This is a genomic window from Brachybacterium netajii (SeqCode) (genome assembly GCF_054114245.1).
The window spans coordinates 367,308-387,554 of record NZ_JBSYXB010000002.1 but is presented as its reverse complement, the minus strand read 5'-3'; the positions used below and the strand labels follow the sequence as shown (position 1 = coordinate 387,554).

Sequence of the window (20,247 nt, the reverse complement as noted above, 5' to 3'; positions counted from 1 at the left end):
CTCGCCGAGCATGGCGGTGCGCAGCAGTTCCCCGTAGGCGGCGGCGAGGGGCGGTGCGTCCGGACGCATCGAGGCGTCAGCGGCGCGATGGGGCGGAGGTCGAGTCCATGGCCGGTGCGATGTCGGGCCCGGTCACCGCATTCCGTGCCCCGTGGACCCGGCAGTGCGCCGGGCCCACGGGGCCGGAAGAGGACGGGTTAGGCCTCGGCGATCTCGGCGCCGGCGCCGGGGGCTACGCGCAGGACGGCGACGCCGCCCGGTTCGAGGCGCAGGCCGAGGTCGGCCTCGCTCCCCGTGACCAGGTCGGTTCCGGCCGCGGTGACCGCGACCGGGCGCTCGCCGTGATGCAGCAGGAAGAGGTGGTCGGCGTCGGCGGAGCGTCGGCGCACGGCCTCGACCCCGCGCTCGGCGGCCCCGGGGACGACGGGGGCGATGCCGGTCGCTTCCGCGAGGGAGGCCAGCAGCCGGTCCCGGGACTCCTGCTCCAGACGGGCCGAGAGGTAGAGCGCGCTGCCGGAGCCCGCCCGGGCCTCCGTCACGGCCGGGAGCCCGGCGACCGGTCCGTCGGCGTAGGTCGCCAGCACGTCGGCGTCGCGCGCCTGCACGCGCTCGACCCAGTCGGTCGCACTCGAGCCGTCGGACAGGGCGACGGCCTCGCCCTCGGCGAGCGGCAGGTGCTGGGTGACGCGGATGCCGAGCAGATCCCGCAGCGCGGCCGGGTAGCCGCCGAGGCCGACCCGCTGGTGCTCGTCGACGAGGCCCGAGAGATAGGTGACCACGAGGCGGCCGCCGGCCTCGACATAGGTGCGCAGCCAGGCCGCGACCTCGTCGGTGACGACGATCAGGGCGGGCACCACCAGCAGCGAGTACCGCGAGACGTCGGCGAGGGGACGCACGAAGTCGGTGGCGAGGCCGGCCCGCCAGAAGGCGCGGTGCGCCGAGCGGACCTCGTCGCGGTAGGTGATGCCGTCGTGCGGCATGGTCGGGGTCTCCATGGTCCACCAGGAGTCGGCATGCCAGAGGATGCCGATCTCGGCGGGGTTGAGGATCCCGTCGGCCGGGGGAGCGGTGACCTCGGAGACGGCCTCGAGGATGCGTCCGAGCTCGACGACGCTCTCGAACTGCTCGTCGTCGCCGCCCGCGTGGGGGACGAGCGCGCCATGCCACTGCTCGGCGCCGCCGGCGGAGGCGCGCCACTGGAAGAACAGCGCCGACTGCGCACCGCGCGCGATGTATCCGAGGGCGTTGCGGATCATCCGGTCGGGGGACTTCGCGTAGGTGCGGTCGGCGGTGATGATGCCGCGGGCGTTCTGCTCCATGAGCACCCAGGGGCCGCCTGCCCAGGAGCGGGTGAGGTCCGAGCCGTAGGCGACGTGGGTCTCGCCGTCGGGGCCGGGGGTGTCGAGGTAGTGGTCGATCGAGACCACGTCGAGCTCGTCGGCCCAGGACCACTGCTCGAGGTGGTTCCAGGTGGGCAGCATGAAGTTGGTGGTGATGGGCGCCCGGGAGCCGTTGGCGCGGATCTCGTCGCGCTGCTCGGCCATCGCCGCGAGCATCTCGTCGGAGCAGAAGCGGCGGAAGTCGACCGCATGGGCCGGGTTGTGGAGGTACTGGGTGTCCCGCGGCGGGAGGACCTCCTCGAAGCCGTTGTACCGCTGGGACCAGAAGGCGGTGGTCCAGGCGGCGTTGAGGGCGTCGATGTCGCCGTAGCGGGCCTGGAGCCAGGTGCGGAAGGCCGCGGCGGCATGGGGGCCGTAGTCGAGGGTCCCGTACTCGTTGTGCACATGCCAGCCGCGCAGGCCCGGGTGCTCGCCGTAGTGCTCGGCGAGGGCGCGCGCGATCCGACGGGAGGCCTCGCGGTACGCGGGGGCGGAGATCGCGTAGGTGTCGCGGGAGCCGTGGGCGAGGACCGAGCCGTCGGGGCGCACCGGCATCGCCTCGGGGTGGGCGAGGGTGAACCACGGCGGCGGAGAGGCCGTCGGCGTCGACAGCAGGAAGCCGACGCCCGCCTCGGTCAGCAGGGCGATCGCCTCGTCGAGCCAGGAGAAGTCGTAGACGCCCTCGGTCGGCTCGAGCTTCGACCAGGAGAACACGCCGAGCGTGACGGTGTTGACGCGGGCGCGGCGCATGAGCTCCACGTCCTCGGCCCACACCTCGCGGGGCCACTGCTCGGGGTTGTAGTCGCCGCCGAACAGCAGCTGCGGCGGGGCGAAGGGCTGAGGGGTCATCGGTGCTCCTCGGAGGGTGGTGGGCGGTCGTGCGGCAGGGGAGGGCCGGTGGGGAGATGCTCGGTCGCAGGAGGACGGTGCGGGGTCGTCGTCGAGCCGGTCCGCGGGTCCGTCTCCTGCGTCTGCGTCGTCGGACCGCCAGCCCGAAAGCGTTCTCGAGCCCGACCGGCGACCCGACCATTTTGTGTCCGACGGAAACAAAGTGTCAACTCCTGCGTCTGCTCCCGCGCCTGCGCCTCCAGCCCGATCAGACCAGAGCATGCAGCGCCGTGACCGCCGCCCCCCGCGCATAGTCCGTGAACGCGAAGTCCGGGCACACGATCTCCGGAGCGACCGACGACGGATCCAGACGCTCCCGGACCGCCCCCTCCAGCACGTCCGGATGCAGTCGCGCGACCGCGAGGGCCTCCCCGGTGACCACCACCCGCTCCGGATCGACCAGGTTCGTGATCGTCGCGACCACCGCCCCGAGCGCCACCGCCGCCCGCCGCAGCGCCGCGACCGCCTCCGGATCCTGCTCCGCATGCGCCGCCAGCACCGCCTCGAAGTCCTCCGCCCCCAGCCGCCGCAGGATCGCCGGGATCGTCACATACGCCGACACGCATCCCGCATGCCCGTGATCGCAGCGCGCATCGTCCAGGCCCACCGGCAGATGCCCCACCTTGCCCGGATGCCCGTTCGCCCCGTCCACCCGACCGCCCTCGAGCACGAGACCGCAGCCGATCCCGGCGCCCAGCCCCAGCACCGCCAGGGACGAGGTCCCGCGCCCCGCCCCGAACCAGTGATGACCCATCGTCAGCGCCTGCACATCGTTGCTGATCGCCACCGGCAGACCCGTCGCCTCCGCCAGCGGACGCTGCAGCGGCGTCTCATCCCAGCCCAGGAACGCCGAATCCGTCACCACCGCGCCCAGCGACGGATCATGACGGACATCGCCCGCCAGGCACACGCCGACCGCCGAGAGCCGCGGATGCCGCCCCCGCAGCGCCGCCGTCGCCCGCGCGATCTGCTCGATCACCGCCTCGGGGGAGGTGTCGGACAGCTCCCCCGACGCCACCCGCACCACCTCGCCCGCCAGATCGATCACCGCCGCGTACAGCGCATCGCCCGTCAGCTTGAACCCCAGGAACGACGCCCCGCCCGGCACGATCTCGATCATCTCCGAGGGACGACCCCGCGCCCCGTCCGGGACCGCACCGATCTCCCGCACGAACCCCAGCTCCGTCAGCTCCCGCGCCAGACGGCTCAGACTCGCCCGCGACAGCCCCGAGCGCCGCCCCAGATCCGCCCGCGACCGACGCCCGTGCACCAGCAGATCCAGCAGGATCGTCCGCTGCGCGTCGCGCAGCACCGGCCAGCTCCACGCCGAGCCGGCCGCCTCCGCCGCGCTCACAGGGCGACGGCCAGATGCGGGACGACATCCTGCGCGAACACCTCGAGCACCCCGCACTGCTCCTCGACGCCCGCCCCGAACGGCAGCACCAGCACCAGCTCATCGGCCTCCCGCACCACCGGATCCGCCAGCAGCGCCCGCGCCACCGTCCCCGGATCATCGATCACCGCCTGACCGAACACCGCCCCGCGCCCGCCGATCTCCTGCCCGCGGAACTCGCCGGTCGTCCCCGGCGCCGCCGACCGCTCCCGCGGGATCAGCGACACGTACCGCTCCAGATCCTCCTCGCTCCGCACCGGGATCGCCTGCCGCGACACCATCACATGCCCCTCCCCATGGCCGGCCGCGCGGCTTGCCTCCCGATACGCCTCCAGCACCTCCCGCTGCAGCAGCTCGAACGACCGCCCCGACCCGTCATCGGGCACCATCGTCGCCAGCTGCAGCCCCAGCCCCAGCGACCCCGACAGCGCCGCCCGCTCCGCCCCCGCCGCCCCGTACGACAGACGCGAGCGCAGCCCCGGGGACTGCGGCCGCACCCGCAGCGGCGTCCCCGCATCCACCCCCTCGATGCGCCCATCCGCCCGCGCCACGATCTCCCCGTCCAGCAGACGGCACAGCTCATGCAGCACCCGCTCGCTGTGCACCCCCGCATCCCCCGCGAGCGCACCGAACGCCCCCGCATAGATCGCGTCCTTCGCCGAATACCCCGGCGCCACCCCCGGCCGCAGCCGACCGCCCAGCAGCAGATCCGCCGTCGCCAGATCCTCCGCCAGCCGCGCCGCATTCTCGAACCGCAGCGGGATCACCGCCGTCCCCAGCTCGATCCGCCGCAGATGCTGACCCAGGGCCGCCAGGAACATCAGCGGCGAGGACAGCGCATCCTGCAGATGCCGCGAGCGCACATACGCCACGTCGTACCCCAGCTCCTCCGCCCGCGCCAGCACCTCCCGACCGGCCACCAGGCCCGCGCTGCGCACCCCACCGCCCGCCACGGCCTCCACCCCCGTGTGATCGACCTGCGCGACCGCCCCGATCCGCGGCAGCGCCCGCGACGAGGACCCGGCAGCCGCAGGAGACGCGGCAGAGGAGGGGGACGCCGCGGGGGAGGAAGCCGCGGACGACGCGGACGACGCGGACGGGACGACGGGCGACGAGGCCATGACCATGCTCCTGAGACTGAGGACGACGCAGCGAGCGCGGGAGCAGCTCGCCGTCGGGGCTTCCCTGGATCATCCCAGTCTGCCAGCGCCGACACCCCCGCGGCGACCACCATCGTCCCGACCCCGACCCGCACCCCGACCACTCCTCCCCACCCCGTCCCCACCCCGCTGGACCCACATCACGGCCCTCCGGCCTCGTCCGACGCCCGCCGGGATGGGATGATCGAGAGACGATGACCCTCCTCCACAGCGACCAGCAGCACCCCGCCCCGGCCGGCCCGCACCCCCGCACCGACGCCGACCGCCCCGCCGCGCCCATCCGGCGACCCCTCACCATCGGGCCCCACACCGTCGACACCCCCGTCGTCCTCGCCCCCATGGCAGGCATCACCAACATGGCCTTCCGCCTGCTCTGCCGAGAGTTCGGCGCCCTCCACAGCGACGACGACGGCGGCCTCTACGTCTCCGAGATGGTCACCACCCGCGCCCTCGTCGAGGACCACCGCGAGTCCTGGCGCCTGGTCACCATGGGAGAGCGCGAGACCCCCCGCTCCGTCCAGCTCTACGGCGTCGACCCCGCCACCGTCCGCCGCGCCGTCGAGATGCTCGTCCAGCGCGACCGCGCCGACCACATCGACCTCAACTTCGGCTGCCCCGTCCCCAAGGTCACCCGGCGCGGAGGCGGCGGCATCCTCCCCTGGAAGACCGAGCTCTTCACCCGCATCGTCTCCGCCGCCGTCGAGGCCGCCGACGGCCGCCCCGTCACCGTCAAGACCCGCATCGGCATCGACGACGACCACCAGACCTTCCGCGACGCCGGGCTCATCGCCCAGGAGGTCGGCGCCGCCGCCATCGCCCTCCACGGCCGCACCGTCCAGCAGCACTACTCCGGCCAGGCCCGCTGGGACGCCATCGCCGAGCTCAAGCAGCTCGTCACCGACATCCCCGTCCTCGGCAACGGCGACATCTGGTCCGCCGAGGACGCCCTGCGCATGATGGACGAGACCGGCTGCGACGGCGTCGTCGTCGGCCGCGGCTGCCAAGGCCGCCCCTGGCTCTTCGCCGACCTCGCCGCCGGCTTCGCCGGCAGGCCCGCCCGCGTCCAGCCCTCCCTCGGCGACGTCGCCCGCATCCTCCGCCGCCACGCCGAACTCCTCATCGAGTTCTACGACGACGAAGGACGAGCCCTCCGCGACCTCCGCAAGCACGTCGCCTGGTACTTCAAGGGATACCCCGTCGGCGGCGAGCTGCGCCACCGCCTCGCCACCATGGAATCCCTCGCCGACCTCGACGCCAAGCTCTCCGACCTCGACCCCGACATCCCCTACCCCGGCGCCGCCGTCGAAGGCCCCCGCGGCCGCTCCGGCACCCCCAAGAACGCCGTCTGCCCCGAAGGCTGGATGGACTCCCGCGAGCTCTCCGACGAGCACCGCGCCCGACTCCACGAGGCCGAGCTCGACACCTCCGGAGGCTGAGCGACCCCATGACCGACACCTTCCCCCTCGCCCCGACCGACCGCGCCGCCGCGCTCGCCGGGGAGGACGGCACGCTGCCTCCGACCGGCTATCGGCCGGAGGATCTAGAGCGCTGGGCCCCCGAGCCCCCGAAGTCGCAGTCCCGCACGCCCTTCCAGCGCGACCGGGCGCGCGTCCTGCACTCCTCGGCGCTGCGCCGCCTCGGCGCCAAGACCCAGGTGCTGGGCGCCGGGGCGAACGACTTCGTCCGCACCCGCCTCACGCATTCCCTCGAGGTCGCGCAGGTGGGCCGCGACATCGGCCTCGAGCTGGGCTGCGATCCCGATGTCGTCGACGCGGCCTGCCTCTCGCATGACCTCGGCCATCCGCCCTTCGGCCACAACGGCGAGAAGGTGCTCGACGACATCGCCTCCTCCTTCGGCGGCTTCGAGGGCAATGCGCAGACCCTGCGCCTGCTCACCCGGCTCGAGCCCAAGGTGATCGGCGGGGACCGTCCGTACGGCCTGAACCTGACCCGGGCCGCTGTCGACGCCGCGATCAAGTACCCGTGGGCCCGCGGCGAGGGCCCTGATCCCGACTCGCCGAAGTTCGGCGCCTACGCCGACGACCTCGACGTGTACCGCTGGGCCCGCGAGGGCTCCATCCCGGGTCGCAAGTGCTTCGAGGCCCAGGTCATGGACCTCTCCGACGACATCGCCTATTCGGTGCACGACGTCGAGGACGCCATCATGGGCGGCACCCTGGACCTGGGACGGCTCGCGGACCCGATGGAGCGGGACGCGGCGCTGTTCGTCGTCCAGGACTGGTACATGCCGGGGGAGAGCATCGAGGCGCTCGACGAAGCCCTGCGCCGGCTCGAGGCCGAGACGTACTGGCTGCGCGAGTTCACCGGCACGATGCGCTCGGCGGCGGCGCTGAAGGACCTCACCAGCCAGCTCATCGGCCGCTTCACCCGCTCCGTCGTGTGGGCCACGCGGAGCGCCCACGGCGAGGCGCCGCTCTCGCGCTACAGCGGCGACGCGGTGGTCCCCGAGGGGACGCGGCTGGAGATCGCCGTGCTCAAGGGCCTCGCCGCCGCATACGTCATGTCCTCCGCCTCCCAGCAGCCCGTCTACGAGCAGCAGGAGGAGATCATCCGCGATCTCTACGCGCAGCTGTGGAACACGGGCACCACGCATCTGAGCCCGCTGTTCGCCGAGCTGTGGGAGGACGCCGCGGACGACGACGCGCGGCGCCGCGTCGTCGTCGACCAGATCGCCTCGTTCACCGACGTCACCGCCCGACGCCTGCACGAGATGCTCTTCCAGGGCGGCACCGCCCACGTCACCGCGGCGGACACCCCGCTGCCCGGCCTCGGATCGGAGCTGTGACATGGCGGCGGGACTGATCCGGCGCAGCGACGTCGACCTGGTGCGCGAGCGCGCCCGCCTGGACGAGGTGGTGGGGGAGCACGTCACGCTGCGCACCGCGGGGATCGGGTCCATGAAGGGCCTGTGCCCGTTCCACGACGAGAAGACGCCGTCCTTCCACATCCGCCCGCAGCTCGGCCACTGGCACTGCTTCGGCTGCGGCGAGGGCGGGGACGTGATCTCCTTCGTCCAGAAGATCGACCATCTCAGCTTCGTCGAGGCCGTGGAGATGCTCGCCGGACGCTACGGCGTCCAGCTGCACTACGAGGAGGGCGGCCGCGACGCGGACCGGCCCGACTTCGGGACCCGCCGACGTCTCCTGGACGCCCATGCCATCGCCGAGGAGTTCTACCGCGAGCAGCTGGGCGGGGCGGAGGCCGAGGTGGGCCGACGCTTCCTCATGGAGCGCGGCTTCGACCAGGAGGCCGCCGCGCGCTTCGGCGTCGGCTATGCGCCGCAGGGCTGGGACGCGATCACCTCGGTGCTGCGCAGGCGCGGCTTCACCGACGAGGAGCTGATCGCCTCCGGGCTCGTCTCCGAGGGCCAGCGCGGCGTGTACGACCGCTTCCGCGGACGCCTGGTCTGGCCGATCCGGGACATCACCGGCAGCACCATCGGCTTCGGCGCCCGGAAGCTGCTGGAGAGCGATCAGGGACCGAAGTACCTCAACACCCCCGAGACGGCGATCTACCGCAAGTCGCACGTCCTCTACGGCCTGGACCTGGCGCGCAAGTCGATCTCCTCGCAGCACCGCGTCGTCGTCGTCGAGGGCTACACGGACGTCATGGCGGCGCATCTCGCGGGCGTGACCACCGCGGTCGCCTCCTGCGGCACCGCCTTCGGCACCGAGCACGTGCGCATCGTGCGCCGCGTCATGGGGGACACCAACCCCTCGGCCGGTCTCCGGCTGAACACCGACGGGCACGGTCTCGCCGGGGAGGTCGTCTTCACCTTCGACGGCGACGCCGCCGGGCAGAAGGCCGCGCTGCGCGCCTTCGAGGAGGATCAGCGCTTCGTCGCCCAGACCTATGTCGCGGTCGAGCCCAGCGGGATGGACCCCTGCGAGCTGCGCATCGCCCGCGGCGACCAGGCGATCGTCGACCTCATCGACTCCCGGCGGCCCCTGTTCGAGTTCGCCATCCGCTCGGCGATCGCGCAGGTCGATCTCGACACCGTCGAGGGCCAGGTGACGGCGCTGCGGATGGCCGCTCCCGTCGTCGCCCGGATCCGCGACCGGGCGATGCGTCCCGAGTACGCGCGGCGCCTCGCCGGCTGGCTCGGCATGGAGGAGCGCACCGTCCTGCGGGCCGTGCACGATGCGGCCCGCGGCGACGGTCGGGGTGCGCACGGAGCGCCGGGGGAGGGGAGGCGGACGTCTGCCGACGAGGCCCGTGAGCAGGGCCGGGGAGCGGGCTCTCCCGCGTCCGCAGAGGACGGCGCCGAGGCTCCCGCGCCGACGGTCCGGATCGCCGATGTCGTCAACCCCCGCGATCCCGTGGGCCAGGTCGAGGTCCAGTCCCTGGCCGTCATGATGCAGGCCCCCCAGCTGCTGGACACCACGAAGGTGGGGGCGCTGCCGGACGACGCCTTCCACGTGCCGGCGCTGCAGGGCGTCTGGGACGTCATGCTCGCCGCCGGCACCCTCCTCGACGCGACCGACGGGACCCTCCACCCGGCGCGGTATCTCGACCAGGTGCTCGAGATCGCGGGGGAGACCGTCAGACCGCTGATCGTCGAGATCGCGAACCTCTCGCTCCCCGCGCGCGACGAGAAGGGCCTCGAACGCCTCGGGGACTCCCTCCTGGACCGCCTCACCGAGCTCTCGATCACCCGCGAGTACTCGGTCCTCAAGCAGCGGCTGCAGCGCACGGACCCCTCGGACCCGGAGCGCTACCAGGAGATCCTCGGACGCCTCGCCCAGGTGCAGGAGAGGCGTCGGGCGCTGCGCGCCCTCGACGACTGACCGGCGGGCGCGCCGCGCCGCTGGGGGAGGGGAGCAGCGCACGCGGTGCGCGCAGGCCGTGCCGAGGAGCGGAGCCGCACGGCGAAGGACGGCCCGCGGCGGAGGAAGCGACACCGTCGCATCAGGTCCCCGACCGAGCTGTCTGACCGGATCCCAGCTCGCCGTCCGCTCGCATCCCCGAGGAGTGCGTCTCGTCGACCTCCTTCAGGACAAGTGTTTTGAGGGAGGAGAAACGCGCAAACGGAAGAAACAGTCGGGGGGCGTTCGCTCCGCTCACGCCGCACGACCCTCGACCCAGCGCAGGGGAGCAAGGACGCAGAGGGGTCCTCGCCGACTGTCCGCGATGCTCATCGCCGGTCGTCGTTCCAGGTCACAGGGGCGCCCCGTGATAGATTCGCTCGCGCCCTCCGCAGAGGGCCCAGGGCCAGTAGCTCAGCCGGTCAGAGCAGCGGACTCATAATCCGTCGGTCGAGGGTTCAAGCCCCTCCTGGCCTACGAGACCATCAGCGCGCCGCCGCGCCGCGGGACGAGCGGTGCATCCTGTCCTCCCGTCGGACAGGGGTGGGGAGCGGTGCCGACGTGCGGGATGCTGGGATGCGCACCGTGGAGCGATCGCCGATGATCGTCGGCCGCTCCGTGCGCAGCCAGTCGCAGTGCAGGGGAGCGCGCCCCTGTCTGCGGGACCGTCGACGGAGAGGCCCTCGTATCCATGGACAGCACATCGGAGTCCGGCGCCACAGCGCCTGTTCGCGGGACCGGCCGCGGGAAGCGCGTCACGATCGCGGACATCGCCCGCCGAGCCGGCGTGACCGCGGCAGCGGTGTCCCTCGCGGTGAACGGTCGGCCCGGAGTGTCGGACGCGACGCGAGCCCGGATCATCAAGATCGCCGAGGAGCTGGAGTGGGAGCCGTCCCATGCGGCGCGCGCTCTCGCCGGCGCCCCGGTGCGCACCGCAGGCATGATCCTGGCGCGTCCGGCCGACGTGCTCGGCGCGGAAGCCTTCTTCGGAGCCTTCGTCGCCGGCCTCCAGGAGGTGCTCAGTGCCGCCGACTACTCCCTGCAGATGAAGATCGTCGACTCGACCGCTGCGGAGATCGACACCTATCGGCGCTGGTTCGCTCAGCGTCGGGTCGACGGGGTCGTCCTCGTCGACCTCCTGGTGGACGACCCGCGCGTCCCGGCCCTCGAGCAGCTCGGCGAGCCAGCCCTCGTCGTCGGCGGTCCCGGCCACCACGGAGCGCTCCCCGCCGTCTACGTCGATGAGGCGCTGGCCGCCCGGCTGCTCGTCGAGCATCTCGTCGCGCAGGGGCACCGTCGGATCGCGCGCATCGCCGGCAACACCGAGTACCTCCACACGACGCTGCGCGACAAGGCCTTCCGCGACCTCTGCGCCGAGCACGGCGCCGAGGGCCGGATCGAACGGGCGGGCTTCGGCGCCGAGGGTGCCGCCCATGCCACCCGGGCGCTGCTCGAGAAGGCGGACCGACCCACCGCGATCATCTACGACAGCGACGAGATGGCCCTCGCCGGCGCCGGCGTCCTCCACGATCAGAGCGTCGAGATCCCCGAGGACATGGCGATCGCCAGCTTCGAGGACTCGCCGCTCGCGGCGGCGCACCGTCCGTCGATCACGGCGATCGGGCGCTCCGCGGTCGTCTACGGCCGGGTGACCGCGGCCCGCCTGCTGGAGATCATCGGAGCCACGGGGAGCGTCGCTGCCTCGGAGGACCGCGTCATCGAACCGCATCTGGTCGTCCGCGACTCGACGGCGCTCGCGCGCCTCGGCGGGATCCCCGCGGCGGAGGCGGAGCCGCCGGCCTCGGCGCTGGGCCCGTCGCAGGGCCCGACGGCCGCCCGCAGCGTCCCCGCCTGAGCCTCCGCCTCTCCGCGACGGCGCCCGGCCGGTGGCGTTATCTAGGTCATATTCGCCGGTCGGAGGCTGTTTCGGTGTGCGGGGCGGTCCAGACCTCTGATAGAGTTCTTCTCGTTGATCCCGCGTAGCTCAATCGGCAGAGCATTCGACTGTTAATCGAACGGTTACTGGTTCAAGTCCAGTCGCGGGAGCCCAGCAGGAGACATCAGCCCCGGGGGAGATCCCCGGGGCTGATGCGTTTCCCGGGACCACCACCGGCCCCGTCCCGTCCACCGCGCCCGAGGAGCCGGCTCATGCCCGTCACGCCCGACGACCGCTTCGAGACGCCTGAGGCCTTCGGCCCCGGCAGCGTCTGGGCGGACCGCACCGGATCGCGCCGCCTCATCGGCCGGAACCAGCGCGGCGTCGAGATCCCGATCGGCCTGGGCGAGGGCGAGATCGATCCCGGGGAGCTGCTCAAGCTCGCCCTCATCGGCTGCGCCGGCATGTCCGCCGACGTCAACCTCTCCCGTCGGCTCGGCGAGGACTTCCCCATGCGCCTGTGGGCGCACGGGCAGTCCGATCCCGAGACCAACCGGTACGACCGCATCGCCGAGCAGGTCCAGCTCGACCTCGACGGCCTCAGCGGCCCCGAGATCGAGCGGATCGCGAAGGTCCTCGGCCGCGCCATCGCCGTCGGCTGCACCGTCGAGCGGACCGTCGTGCCCGGCGTGGAGGTCGACCACGAGCTGCTCGGGGCGCCTGAGACCGCCCCCGAGACCGAAGGAGAGCGCGCATGAGCATCCGTCCCATCCGCATCGTCGGCGATCCGGTGCTCCGCACCCCCTGCGATCCCGTCGGCGAGATCACCGACAGCGTCCGCACCCTCGTCCAGGATCTCGTCGACACCGTCGACGACGAGGGCAGGGCCGGTGTCGCGGCGAACCAGATCGGGATCACCCGGCGCGCGTTCTCCTGGAACCTCGAGGACCTCGGCATCGGCTGCATCCTCGATCCGGTCATCGTCGAGCTCTCCGACGACCTCCAGGAGGGCGATGAGGGCTGCCTGTCGGTGCCGAACCTCTGGTACCCCCGCACCCGTGCCGCATTCGCCCGCTGCGTGGGCCGCGACGTCGAGGGGAACGAGATCGAGCTCGCGGGGGAGGGCATCACCGCGCGCCTCATCCAGCACGAGGTCGGGCACCTCGACGGCCACCTCTACATCGACGGCCTGGAGCGGTCGGTGCGGAAGCAGGCGTTGCGCCGCATCCGGGAGACCCTCTAGTCTCTGAGGCACCCGGTCGATCATCTCGCGACCGGGACGGACGCCGAACGTTGGGGAAGACGCATCGGTGACCGGAAGGAACGAGATGACTCAGGGTGTTCTGCATATCCACTCTGCTCCGCGTGCTCTGACCCCGCACATCGAGTGGGCGGCGAGCGGCGTGCTCGGCATGCCGCTGCGCCTCCGCTGGGAGGAGCAGCCCGTCGGTCGCGCGCTCCTGCGCGCCGAGACGGGGTGGCAGGGCCGGGAGGGCACGGGCGCGCATCTCGCCAGTGCCCTGCGAGGCCTGCGCGAGGTCCGCTTCGAGATCGTCCAGCACGCCACGGCGACCGTCGACGGCTCCCGCTGGTGCTGCACCCCGGAGCTCGGGATCCATCATGCGGTCATCGACCATGCCGGGAACACCATGCTCACCGAGGATCATGTGCGCGCCTGCATGGAGCGCTGCGACGGAGACCCTCGGGACCTCCCGCGCCAGCTCGGCATCGCCCTCGGCGAGCCGTGGGACGAGGAGCTGGAGATCTATCGCCATGCGGCGGAGGGTGCGCCGATGCGCTGGCTCCACCGCGTCGGCTGACGCCGACGGGCCGCCCTCCGGAAGGAGGACGGCCCGCTCAGGAGCGTGCGCGCTCAGGCGCTCGTGAACACCACGGCGACGTCGTGGCCGCCGAAGCCGAACGCGTTGTTCAGCACGGCGATGTCGCCACCGGGGAGCTCCGCCGGAGCGTTCTGCGCGATCCGCATCGGGGTCTCGGGGTCGAGGTTCTCGATGTTGATCGTCGGCGGCGCGACGCGGTGGTGGGCCGCGAGCACGGAGAAGACCGACTCGAGGGCGCCGGCACCGCCGAGCAGGTGTCCCGTCATCGACTTCGTCGAGGTCACGACCACCTGGTCCGTGACGCCGTCGAGCGCCGCCTGGACCGCCTGCAGCTCGCCGATGTCGCCGAGCGGGGTGGAGGTGCCGTGCGCGTTGACGTGGACCACGTCGACCGGCTCAATGCCGGCGTCGGCGACGGCCTCCCGGATCGCCCGGGTCTGACCGTCCTGCGAGGGCGCGGAGATGTGGTACGCATCCGACGCCATGCCGCGACCGGAGACGTAGCCGTAGATCCGCGCCCCGCGGGCCTTCGCGTGCTCCTCGGTCTCGAGGACGAGGATCGCCGCGCCCTCGCCGAGGACGAAGCCGTCGCGGTCGACGTCATAGGGACGCGAGGCGTGCTCGGGATCGTCCGTGCGCGTGGACAGCGCGCGGAGGTTCGCGAAGCTCGCCAGCGGCAGCGGGTGCACGCAGGACTCGGTGCCGCCGACGACGACGACATCGGCCCGACCGGACCGGATCATGTCGAAGCCCTGGGCGACGGCCTCCGCGCCCGAGGCGCAGGCGGAGACGGGGGTGTGCGCGCCGGCCTTCGCACCGAGCTCGATCTCGATGTGCGCGCTCGAGGAGTTCGCCATCAGCATCGGCACGGTGAAGGGGTTCACGCGGCGCGCGCCCCGCTCGCGGACCACGTCCCACTGGTCGAGGATGGTCCAGACACCGCCGATGCCGGTGCCGACGACCACGCCCAGGCGTTCGCCGTCGACCTCCGGGGTGCCGGCGTCCTTCCAGGCCTCGCGGGCGGCGATGAGGGCGAGCCGGCCCGAGGGGTCGAGCTTCTTCGCCTCGTGGCGGGGGAGGACCTCGAACGGGTCGATGCCGACTTCGCAGGCGAAGTCGACCGAGAGGCCGTAGCGGTCCTTCCAGTCGTTGTCGAGCGTGCGCGCCGTCGAGGTGCCGGCGAGGGCGGCCTCCCAGGTGCTGGAGACGTCACCGCCGAGAGGGTTGACGGTGCCGAGGCCGGTCACGGCCACACGGGGACGGGGAGCGGTCATGGCGGACCTCCGGGACGAGCGGTCGGGGGCAGAGGGAATGCATGACGCCCGGGACACAGGGTCCCGGGCGCCTGGCGGGGTTCAGGACTGGGCGCCCGCGATGAACCGGACGGCGTCGCCGACGGTGGCCAGGTTCTTGACCTCCTCGTCGGGGATCCGCACGTCGAACTTCTCCTCCGCGTTGACGACGATCGTCATCATCGAGATGGAGTCGATGTCCAGGTCATCCGTGAAGGACTTGTCGAGCTTGACGTCCTCCGTGGCGACACCGGTCTCCTCGTTGACGATCTCGGCGAGGCCCTCGAGGATCTCGTTCTCGGTGTGTGCCATGGGTTCTCCTTGGTGGAAGCGGTGGTGTGGCGGTCACAGACTACCCGTGCCGCGGGGTGCGGCAGGAGCGCTGGCTCGGAATGTCCGAGCGGGGTGACAAGGGGTACATGGCCCCTCGTCGTGATCGAGCCTCAGGGGAGGACGATCACCTGGCCGGCGTAGGCGAGGCCCGCGCCGAAGCCGAACTGGACGAGGACGTCGCCGCTCTTCGCCGCGCCCTCCTCGATCAGTCGATGGGTGGCCAGGGGGATCGAGGCGGCCGACGTGTTGCCGGTCTCGGCGATGTCGCGCGCGATCACCACGTCCTCGCCCAGCTTGAGCTGCTTGACCAGCTCGTCGACGATGCGCATGTTGGCCTGGTGGGGGACGAAGACGTCGATGTCGTCGACCGTCAGGCCGGACTGCTCGAGCATCTCGCGGATCTTCTTCGCGGTGTGCCACACGGCCCAGCGGAAGACGGTGCGGCCGTCCTGCTCGAGGGTCGGCCAGGGGCCCTTGCCGTCGCGGAAGTCCGTGAGCGATCCGGTCATCCGGATCGTGCTCCAGCTGTCGCCGTCGCTTCCCCAGACCGTGGGGCCGACCAGCGGCTCCTCGCTCGCACCGACGACGGCCGCGCCGGCGCCGTCGCCCAGCAGGAACGAGATCGAGCGGTCGGTGGGGGAGACGAAGTCGGAGAGCTTCTCCGCGCCGATGACCAGGACGTTGCGGGCGCTCCCGGAGCGGATCAGGGAATCCGCCTGGCCGATGCCGTAGCAGAAGCCCGCGCAGGCGGCCGAGATGTCGTAGGCGATGACGTCGGGACGGCCCAGCTCGCCCGCCAGCAGCGTCGCGAGCGACGGCGTCGGGTAGGGGAACGTGATCGTCGAGACGATGATCGCGTCGAGGGTCTCGATGTCGATCCCCGAGCGCTCGACCGCCTCGCGACCCGCCTGCAGAGCGAGGTCCTTGACGCCCACGTCCTCGCTCGCGCGCTTGCGGGTGACGATGCCCGTGCGCTGCCGGATCCACTCGTCGGAGGAGTCGATCGGCCCGACGAGGTCGTCGTTGGGGACGGTCAGATCGCCGCGGGCGGCGCCGTAGGCGAGGACCTTGGAGCCGGCGACGGTCGGGTGGGGGCGCAGGGAGACGGCCATGATCAGTTCTCCTCGGTGGCGGCGGTGCCGGCGTGCTCGGCGACCAGCGCACGCGCCGTCTCGAGATCGTCGGGGGTGTTGAGCGCGAGGGTCGCGACGCCCTTGAGCTCGCGCTTGGCGAGACCCGTCAGGGTCCCGCCGGGGGCGACCTCGATCAGGGCCGTCAGGCTCCGGTCGCGCAGGACGCCCGAGCAGGCCTCCCAGTCCACCGGCGAGGCGACCTGGCTGACGATCAGCTCGAGATAGCGGGCGCCCGATTCCACGACCTCGCCGCCGGCGTTGGACACCAGCGGCACGATCGGATCGGCGGGGGAGAGCGACGGCGCGAAGGCGGCGAGCTCCTCCCGGGCGGCGGCCATGAACGGCGTGTGGAAGGCCCCGGCGACCTTCAGCGGGATCACGCGGGCGCGGGTCGGGGCGTCCTCGCCGAGAGCGGCGATCGCCTCGAGGGAGCCGGCCGCGACGACCTGCGCGGCGGAGTTGATGTTCGCGGGGTGGAGCCCGTGGCGCTCGATCGCCGCGACGACCTCGTCGCGCACTCCGCCGACGACGGCGGCCATGCCCGTGGGGGTCTGCGCGGCGGCCGTGGCCATCGCCTGCGAGCGGACGGCGACGAGGCGCAGGGCGTCCTCGGCGGACAGCACACCGGCCAGCGCGGCCGCCGTGACCTCGCCGACGCTGTGTCCCGCGAGGACATCCGCCCGCAGGGGCTCGTCCCCGCGCAGCGCACCCTCGGCGATGATGCCGGCGGCGACCAGCAGCGGCTGGGCCACGGCGGTGTCGCGGATCGTGTCCTCGTCGGACTCGGTGCCGTGGCGGATCAGATCGATGCCGGCGGCCTCGGAGAGCGCACCGAGCGTGTCGGGCACGCCGGGGAGCTCGAGCCACGGGGACAGGAATCCGGGCTTCTGCGAACCCTGTCCGGGACAGACGATGGCGAGCACGGGGAACCTCCAGGGAGAAGGGAAGGACGGACGGTCGGCGCTCGAGCGCTCGGACCGTCGCACGGACACGGCGCGGACGGAGCCGACGGGACAGGAGGCGCCCGGGCACCCCACAGGGTGCCGGCGCGCCGACAGGCGCGCGAAGGGCCGTCCGTCCCGCAGGACGGACGGCCCTTCGCGGATCAGTCGATCAGGAGTCGCCTCCGAAGGAGCCGGACTCCCCGGCGTTGACGTTGCCCAGATCGTACTTGTCGATCGCCTGGCGCACGAGCGACGGATCGACCTTGCCCTCGCGGGCCAGCAGCTGGAGGGCCTTGACGACCATCGAGTGCGCATCGATCTTGAGGTGACGACGGGCCGCCGGACGCGTGTCCGAGAAGCCCCAGCCGTCGGCGCCGAGCACGCCGTAGGCGCCCGGGATCCACTCGCGGATCATGTCCGGGACCATGAAGTCGTAGTCCGAGGTGGCGACGAACGGACCCTGCACGCCCTCGAGTCGCTGGGAGATCCACGGGGTGCGCGGATCCTCCGGGTGCAGGAGGTTGTGCTTCTCCGCCTCCAGGGCGTCCTTGCGCATCTCGGTCCACGAGGTCACCGACCAGACCGCGGAGCGCACGCCCCAGTCCTCGGCCAGGAGCTCGCGCGCGTGGCGCGCCCACGGGACGCCGACGCCGGAGGCGAGCAGCTGAGCCACGGGACCGTCGCCCTCGGGCGCGCTCTCGAGCTCGTACATGCCCTTGAGCAGGCCCTCGACATCGAGCCCCTCGGGCTCGGCCGGGTGCACGATCGGCTCGTTGTAGACGGTGATGTAGTAGAAGACCTCCTGGAGGCGGTCGTCCTCGCCGTACATGCGCTGCAGGCCGTCACGGATGATGTGCCCGATCTCGTACCCGTAGGCCGGGTCGTAGATGACCGTGCCGGGGTTCGTGTAGGCGATGATCGGCGAATGGCCGTCCATGTGCTGCAGGCCCTCGCCGGCGAGGGTCGTCTTGCCGGCGGTCGCGCCGATCACGAAGCCCTTGGCCATCTGGTCGCCCGCGGCCCAGAAGAAGTCGCCGGTGCGCTGGAACCCGAACATCGAATAGAAGATGTAGAACGGGATCATCGGGAAGTCATGGGTCGCGTACGAGGTGCCCGCGGCGGTGAACGCCGAGGTCGAGCTGATCTCGTTGATGCCCATGTGCTTGATCTGGCCGGAGGTGGACTCCTTGTAGGCCAGCAGCAGGTCGCGGTCCACCGAGAGGTAGTTCTGACCGTCCGGGTTGTAGATCTTCGCCGAGGGGAACAGCGAGTCCATGCCGAAGGTGCGGGCCTCGTCGGGGATGATCGGCACCCAGCGGTTGCCGGTCGTCTTGTCGCGCATGAGGTCCTTGACGAGCCGGACGAGCGCCATCGTGGTGGCGATCTCCTGCTTGCCGGAACCGCGGCGGGCGACCTCGTAGGCCTTGTCGCCGGGCAGCTCGAGCGGGGCGTGGGTCGTCCGGCGGGAGGGGACGCCTCCGCCGAGCTCGCTCCGGCGGCGCTTGAGGTACTGCATGACCGGCGCATCGTCGGCCGGCTTGTACAGCGGCGCGTCGTACACGCTGCCGGACTCGAGCTGCTCGTCGCTCACCGGGATCTGCAGGGTGTCGCGGAGCGCCTTGAGGTCCTCGAGGGTGAACTTCTTCATCTGGTGGGTCGCGTTGCGCCCCGCGAAGCTCTTGCCGAGGCGGTAGCCCTTGATCGTGTGCGCCAGGATGACCGTGGGCTGGCCCTTGTGCTCCATGGCGGCCTTGAAGGCCGAGTAGATCTTGCGGGTGTCGTGGCCGCCGCGGTTGAGCTTCCACCAGATGTCGTCATCCGACATGTCCTCGACCATCGCCTTGGTGCGCGGGTCGCGGCCGAAGAAGTTGTCGCGGATGAAGCCGCCGGACTCGGCGCGGTAGGTCTGGAAGTCGCCGTCGGGCGTCATGTTCATGAGGTCCGTGAGGGCGCCGTCGGAGTCGGCGTCGAACAGCGGGTCCCAGCCCGAGCCCCAGATCACCTTGATGACGTTCCAGCCGGCTCCGCGGAACTGCGCCTCGAGCTCCTGGATGATCTTGCCGTTGCCGCGGACCGGGCCGTCGAGGCGCTGCAGGTTGCAGTTGACGACGAAGGTCAGGTTGTCCAGGTGCTCCTTGGCGGCGATGTGCAGCGCGCCGCGGGACTCGACCTCGTCCATCTCGCCGTCGCCGAGGAACGCCCAGGTGTGCTGCTGGGAGGTGTCCTTCAGACCGCGGTTCTGGAGGTACTTGTCGAAGGAGGCCTGCTCGATCGCGTTGACCGGGCCGATGCCCATCGAGACCGTGGGGAACTCCCAGAAGTCCTGCATCGCCCGCGGGTGCGGGTAGGAGGGCATGCCGCCCTCGTGCGAGAACTCCTGGCGGAAGCCGTCGAGGCGGTTCTCGTCCAGACGGCCCATCAGATACGCGCGGGCGTAGATGCCGGGGGAGGCGTGGCCCTGGAAGAAGACGTGGTCGCCGCCTCCCTCATGGTCGCGGCCGCGGAAGAAGTGGTTGAAGCCCACCTCGTACATGTTCGCGATCGAGGCGTAGCTGGAGAGGTGCCCGCCGACGGACACGCCGGGGCGCTGGGCGCGGTGGACGACCATCGCGGCGTTCCAGCGCAGCAGATCGCGCAGCTCGCGCTCCATGGCGAGATCGCCCGGGTACTCGGGCTGCTCGTCCGCGCCGATGGTGTTCACGTAGTCCGTGGTGAGGGACTCCGGGAGCTCCAGCTCCTGCTGGCGGGCGTGCTGGATCAGATTCTGGACGATCGTCGCGGCGCGCTCTTCGCCGCGGTGCTCGACGAGCCCGTCGAACGAATCGAGCCACTCGCGCGTCTCCTCGGGATCAGGGTCCTGCGCATGGCTGGGCAGGTTGATGCCGATGGGACGAGGGGTCTCCTGCGAACTCACACTGTCCTTCTCTCTATGGGAGGCGACGGACCGGCCCCGGGGGGAGCAGGTGCACATCGCTGGACGCGCTCCGGGTGCCGTGGTCCTTTCAGAGTACAAGCACGGGACGGTGACCAGCGGGTAGGGAAGGCGAGTTGTGAGTGTTACCCCAGACACGGGCCGCTCGAGGTCGGAACGGCTTCCGACGTCGTGATGAACGGACCGTGCGCCGCGCGGAACCGGACCGTGCGGTCCCGTGCTCGGAGCCCCCGCACGGCCGTCGGAGGAG

General features: G+C 71.9%; 15 protein-coding genes, 2 tRNA genes and 1 pseudogene. 9 read left to right on the top strand and 9 right to left on the bottom strand.

Annotated elements, in window-relative coordinates:
- Nucleotides 1–197 precede the first annotated feature (197 nt).
- The 4 genes and pseudogenes from ACXET9_RS05480 to ACXET9_RS05465 all read right to left on the bottom strand — a co-directional run bounded on the left by ACXET9_RS05480 (nt 198) and on the right by ACXET9_RS05465 (nt 4,622).
- On the bottom strand, nt 198–2,228 hold the full coding sequence (locus ACXET9_RS05480) for a beta-galactosidase (RefSeq protein WP_457885489.1): 2,031 nt from the start codon (nt 2,226–2,228) through the stop codon (nt 198–200).
- A gap of 247 nt (nt 2,229–2,475) precedes the next feature.
- Entirely contained in the window at nt 2,476–3,387 is a 912-nt protein-coding gene (locus ACXET9_RS05475; protein WP_457885868.1) for an ROK family protein, read from the bottom strand.
- 54 nt (nt 3,388–3,441) lie between these two features.
- Nucleotides 3,442–3,579: pseudogene (locus ACXET9_RS05470) on the bottom strand (ROK family transcriptional regulator); the annotation flags it as partial.
- Between the two features lie 38 nt (nt 3,580–3,617).
- Nucleotides 3,618–4,622, bottom strand: coding sequence for an LLM class flavin-dependent oxidoreductase (locus ACXET9_RS05465; RefSeq protein WP_457885488.1), 1,005 nt, complete (start codon nt 4,620–4,622; stop codon nt 3,618–3,620).
- Nucleotides 4,623–5,014: 392 nt separating this feature from the next.
- Between ACXET9_RS05465 and dusB the strand changes: the two genes are divergently transcribed.
- The 9 genes from dusB (at nt 5,015) to ACXET9_RS05420 (ending at nt 13,342) form a co-directional block, all read left to right on the top strand.
- A complete protein-coding gene (gene dusB, locus ACXET9_RS05460) occupies nt 5,015–6,256 on the top strand; it encodes a tRNA dihydrouridine synthase DusB (RefSeq protein WP_457885487.1) in 1,242 nt (413 codons plus the stop codon).
- Nucleotides 6,257–6,264: 8 nt separating this feature from the next.
- Complete coding sequence (locus tag ACXET9_RS05455; RefSeq protein ID WP_457885486.1) at nt 6,265–7,626, top strand: deoxyguanosinetriphosphate triphosphohydrolase; 1,362 nt, start codon at nt 6,265–6,267, stop codon at nt 7,624–7,626.
- Nucleotide 7,627: 1 nt separating this feature from the next.
- Nucleotides 7,628–9,628 (top strand): DNA primase, encoded by a 2,001-nt coding sequence (gene dnaG / locus ACXET9_RS05450; RefSeq protein ID WP_457885485.1) that lies wholly within the window; start codon nt 7,628–7,630, stop codon nt 9,626–9,628.
- 421 nt (nt 9,629–10,049) lie between these two features.
- Nucleotides 10,050–10,123, top strand: a tRNA-Ile gene (locus tag ACXET9_RS05445).
- Nucleotides 10,124–10,337: 214 nt separating this feature from the next.
- Nucleotides 10,338–11,501, top strand: a complete 1,164-nt coding sequence (locus ACXET9_RS05440; RefSeq protein WP_457885484.1) for a LacI family DNA-binding transcriptional regulator — start codon at nt 10,338–10,340, stop codon at nt 11,499–11,501.
- 118 nt (nt 11,502–11,619) lie between these two features.
- Nucleotides 11,620–11,692, top strand: a tRNA-Asn gene (locus tag ACXET9_RS05435).
- 102 nt (nt 11,693–11,794) lie between these two features.
- Complete coding sequence (locus tag ACXET9_RS05430) at nt 11,795–12,280, top strand: OsmC family protein (RefSeq protein ID WP_457885483.1); 486 nt, start codon at nt 11,795–11,797, stop codon at nt 12,278–12,280.
- The gene (locus ACXET9_RS05425; protein ID WP_457885482.1) at nt 12,277–12,765 is read left to right on the top strand and encodes a peptide deformylase; all 489 of its coding nucleotides are present in this window, start codon (nt 12,277–12,279) and stop codon (nt 12,763–12,765) included. The genes ACXET9_RS05430 and ACXET9_RS05425 overlap by 4 nt, the downstream gene beginning before the upstream one ends.
- Nucleotides 12,766–12,850: 85 nt before the next feature.
- The gene (locus ACXET9_RS05420) at nt 12,851–13,342 is read left to right on the top strand and encodes a DUF3145 domain-containing protein (RefSeq protein ID WP_457885481.1); all 492 of its coding nucleotides are present in this window, start codon (nt 12,851–12,853) and stop codon (nt 13,340–13,342) included.
- Between the two features lie 53 nt (nt 13,343–13,395).
- Here ACXET9_RS05420 and ACXET9_RS05415 read toward each other — a convergent pair whose 3' ends face one another.
- The 5 genes from ACXET9_RS05415 to aceE form a co-directional block, all read right to left on the bottom strand.
- Nucleotides 13,396–14,637 carry a beta-ketoacyl-[acyl-carrier-protein] synthase family protein gene (locus ACXET9_RS05415; protein WP_457885480.1) on the bottom strand — a complete coding sequence of 414 codons (1,242 nt, stop codon included), beginning with the start codon at nt 14,635–14,637 and terminating at the stop codon, nt 13,396–13,398.
- A gap of 81 nt (nt 14,638–14,718) precedes the next feature.
- Nucleotides 14,719–14,967 carry an acyl carrier protein gene (locus tag ACXET9_RS05410; protein ID WP_457885479.1) on the bottom strand — a complete coding sequence of 83 codons (249 nt, stop codon included), beginning with the start codon at nt 14,965–14,967 and terminating at the stop codon, nt 14,719–14,721.
- A 131-nt stretch (nt 14,968–15,098) separates the two neighbouring features.
- Entirely contained in the window at nt 15,099–16,100 is a 1,002-nt protein-coding gene (locus tag ACXET9_RS05405) for a beta-ketoacyl-ACP synthase III (RefSeq protein ID WP_457885478.1), read from the bottom strand.
- Nucleotides 16,101–16,102: 2 nt separating this feature from the next.
- A complete protein-coding gene (locus ACXET9_RS05400) occupies nt 16,103–17,044 on the bottom strand; it encodes an ACP S-malonyltransferase (protein WP_457885477.1) in 942 nt (313 codons plus the stop codon).
- A gap of 190 nt (nt 17,045–17,234) precedes the next feature.
- On the bottom strand, nt 17,235–19,979 hold the full coding sequence (gene aceE, locus ACXET9_RS05395; RefSeq protein ID WP_457885476.1) for a pyruvate dehydrogenase (acetyl-transferring), homodimeric type: 2,745 nt from the start codon (nt 19,977–19,979) through the stop codon (nt 17,235–17,237).
- Between the last annotated feature and the right edge of the window lie 268 nt (nt 19,980–20,247).

Bases quoted from the DNA above. Each gene is read 5' to 3' on its own strand.
- ACXET9_RS05480 (WP_457885489.1), bottom strand. From the start codon at position 2,228: ATGACCCCTCAGCCCTTCGCCCCGCCGCAGCTGCTGTTCGGCGGCGAC.
- ACXET9_RS05475 (WP_457885868.1), bottom strand. From the start codon at position 3,387: ATGATCGAGATCGTGCCGGGCGGGGCGTCGTTCCTGGGGTTCAAGCTG.
- dusB (WP_457885487.1), top strand. From the start codon at position 5,015: ATGACCCTCCTCCACAGCGACCAGCAGCACCCCGCCCCGGCCGGCCCG.
- ACXET9_RS05455 (WP_457885486.1), top strand. From the start codon at position 6,265: ATGACCGACACCTTCCCCCTCGCCCCGACCGACCGCGCCGCCGCGCTC.
- dnaG (WP_457885485.1), top strand. From the start codon at position 7,628: ATGGCGGCGGGACTGATCCGGCGCAGCGACGTCGACCTGGTGCGCGAG.
- ACXET9_RS05440 (WP_457885484.1), top strand. From the start codon at position 10,338: ATGGACAGCACATCGGAGTCCGGCGCCACAGCGCCTGTTCGCGGGACC.
- ACXET9_RS05430 (WP_457885483.1), top strand. From the start codon at position 11,795: ATGCCCGTCACGCCCGACGACCGCTTCGAGACGCCTGAGGCCTTCGGC.
- ACXET9_RS05425 (WP_457885482.1), top strand. From the start codon at position 12,277: ATGAGCATCCGTCCCATCCGCATCGTCGGCGATCCGGTGCTCCGCACC.
- ACXET9_RS05420 (WP_457885481.1), top strand. From the start codon at position 12,851: ATGACTCAGGGTGTTCTGCATATCCACTCTGCTCCGCGTGCTCTGACC.
- ACXET9_RS05415 (WP_457885480.1), bottom strand. From the start codon at position 14,637: ATGACCGCTCCCCGTCCCCGTGTGGCCGTGACCGGCCTCGGCACCGTC.
- ACXET9_RS05410 (WP_457885479.1), bottom strand. From the start codon at position 14,967: ATGGCACACACCGAGAACGAGATCCTCGAGGGCCTCGCCGAGATCGTC.
- ACXET9_RS05405 (WP_457885478.1), bottom strand. From the start codon at position 16,100: ATGGCCGTCTCCCTGCGCCCCCACCCGACCGTCGCCGGCTCCAAGGTC.